This window comes from Mesorhizobium sp. P5_C1 (genome assembly GCF_054049815.1).
The window spans coordinates 1-2,073 of sequence record NZ_JBFULQ010000759.1 but is presented as its reverse complement, the minus strand read 5'-3'; the positions used below and the strand labels follow the sequence as shown (position 1 = coordinate 2,073).

2 protein-coding genes are annotated in these 2,073 nt (G+C 61.8%); both read left to right on the top strand.

Features of this window, described 5'->3' with window-relative positions:
* The first annotated feature begins 191 nt into the window (after window positions 1-191).
* Window positions 192-995 (top strand): hypothetical protein, encoded by an 804-nt coding sequence (locus ACXJ7R_RS30935; RefSeq protein WP_457155124.1) that lies wholly within the window; start codon window positions 192-194, stop codon window positions 993-995.
* Window positions 996-1,223: 228 nt separating this feature from the next.
* Window positions 1,224-2,073 (top strand): phosphogluconate dehydrogenase C-terminal domain-containing protein (locus ACXJ7R_RS30930; RefSeq protein WP_457155123.1); only part of this gene is annotated, 850 nt, incomplete at its 3' end.

The window sequence follows — 2,073 nt, the reverse complement described above, 5'->3', positions numbered from 1 at the left end:
TCTCTTGGTTCCATCGCAAGGTAAGCGACTTTCCGAAATTTGCCAAAGACGAGCGTCATGCTGAAAGGCGGTATCAGAAGGGCTTGGAGGGCAGATCGAATATGAAACGGCGTGATTTCATCCTTGGCGCAGGAAGCGCACCAATGCTATTTGCTCAGCCCAAGTTGACCTGCTGGGGCCTTACTCCTGCAATGGCCGCTCCCTCCACCCTCCTCACCGCACCCATCGAGCTTGCCGGCGACTGGGGCCGCATGCTGGAGGGCGCGGCAGATCAGGTCGTCGAGCGCATGCGGCACGCATGCCTTGACGGTGTCCGCCTTGTCTCCGACCGCCAGCCGACGCGGCTGCGTGTCGACGAGCACACTTCCGGCACGCCGGCGATCTGGCTGCATCCCGACGGCACCAGCATGGCCTGGATCATCGTCGATATCGGCGAGCGTGACTGGTCGAAGCTCGCCTACCAGTTCGGCCACGAGCTCGGCCATGTACTCTGCRACAGCTGGCAGGCGGACGCCAAACCGGCGGCGCCCTGCCAGTGGCTCGAGGAAGCAATGGTGGAGGCCCACTCGCTGCGCGGGCTCGGGCGTCTGGCGAAAAGCTGGAAGGAGGCCCCGCCCTTCGCCGGCGACAACGCCTTCGGCGATGCCATTGCCAAGTATCGCGAAAACATCATCCGAAGCTATACCGCGCTTGCCGACAGCCAGGGGCTCACCAGCGACGCCGCGGCGTGGTTCGCCGACCATCGCAGCGAGATCGAAATACCCGGCCTCAATCCATTCGCCCAGGCGATGTCCGTGACCATCCTCGCCGAATACGACCGCGCGCCGGATTGCGTCGAGGCGCTGGGTGCACTCAACCGCTGGCCCGGCCGCACCGGTCTACCGATCGCCGAGTATCTCGGGCGTTGGGAGGCAAGCTGTTCCGAATTGCGCGCTTCGTCCAGCTTGCCGATCCGCCTGCGTGAGCTGCTGCACGTTCCGCAATGGGCCAAGTGAATAGCATCTCGATGTCTTGTCTCGCTGACTGCGTTGTTCATCGGCGCCATTGCGACGGGCATAGCTAGCGAGCTTCGACCAGCGCCAGACATGCAGGCCAAGGATGGTCCGGCATGAATCATCGGCATTCCATCCCGATCCAGATTGCCAAGATTTGGTAGAGTGATTATACCAGTTGATAACATGACGATTGGTTGGTCCATCGTTGGACATCGGGAGTAGTGATACATGACGACGATTGCACTGTTCGGTGCCGGCGGGAAAATGGGTTACCGCCTGTCGACCAATTTTCGCGGCTCGCCTTACACGATACGCCATGTCGAGGTCAGCGAGGCCGGTCGCGAGCGACTGAAGTCGGGGCTGGGTTTCGATGCCGTCAGTGCCGATGACGCGCTCAAAGGCGCCGATGTGGTGATCCTGGCCGTTCCGGATACACATATCGGCAAGGTCGCGGCGAGCATCGAGAGCAAACTCGTGCCAGGTACGATGGTGGTGGTGCTCGACGCCGCGGCACCTTTCGCCGGCCATCTGCCCAAGCGGCCGGACCTGACCTATTTCGTCACCCATCCCTGTCATCCGCCGATCTTCAACGACGAAACCGACATGGCGGCCAAGAAGGACTATTTCGGCGGCGTCAAAGCCAAGCAGCACATGGTTAGTGCGCTGATGCAGGGCCCGGAAGAGGACTATGCCAAGGGTGAGGCGATCGCCAAGATCATCTGGGCGCCGGTGATGCGATCGCACCGCGTCACTGTCGATCAGATGGCGCTGCTCGAGCCGGGTCTTTCGGAGACCGTCTGCGCCTCGCTGCTCGTCGTCATGAAGGAAGCCGTCGATGAAGTCGTTGCGCGCGGCGTCGACAAACAGGCGGCTCTCGATTTCCTGCTCGGCCATATGAACGTGCTTGGCGCTGTCATCTTCGGCGAAACCAAGGGCGTCTTCTCCGACGCCTGCAACAAGGCAATAGAGTTTGGAAAGCCGGTGTGCCACAAAGGCGAGATCCTGTTCGCGCCCGCGGTTCCTGTCGATGCCGTCGATACGCTCGGCGCGGGCGACGCATTTGTAAGCCGCCTCGCGT